At 60.9% G+C, this 399-nt stretch carries 1 tRNA gene and 1 pseudogene; both read left to right on the forward strand.

The features are described from left to right. Positions 1-155 (forward strand): annotated as a pseudogene (locus AC5RWT_RS38060) (glutamate--tRNA ligase); the annotation flags it as partial. Between the two features lie 144 nt (positions 156-299). Then, positions 300-371, forward strand: a tRNA-Gln gene (locus AC5RWT_RS38065). Positions 372-399 lie beyond the last annotated feature (28 nt).

The raw sequence follows: 399 nt of genomic DNA on the forward strand, positions 1-399 counted from the left end.
CCTTGGTCGATGGTCTGGGACTTAAGCCCAGACTGGCCTTCGGGCCGGTCCGGACCGCTGTGTCGGGTCGCCGCATCTCTCCGCCGTTGTTCGAGTCCATGGTGATCCTCGGCAAGGAATCTTCGCTGGCACGGTTGAAGTCCTTCCGCGGCTGAGCCTGAAGCCGAGCAGCGGGCGGCCCAGCCGGCCGTTTGCTGCTCGTTTTGCACTTTCGCGCAGGCATCCGGTAAAGTAATTACTCGTGCTGAGGCGCTAGGGAATGGGCAAGAGCCCGTCTCCACCGGCTCCGAAAGTGCCATTGGGATATGGTGTAATTGGCAACACAACGGTTTCTGGTACCGTCATTCTAGGTTCGAGTCCTGGTATCCCAGCGCTACAGCCTCCGCTTTCGCGGGGGCT

The organism is Arthrobacter sp. Dra40 (genome assembly GCF_059091905.1).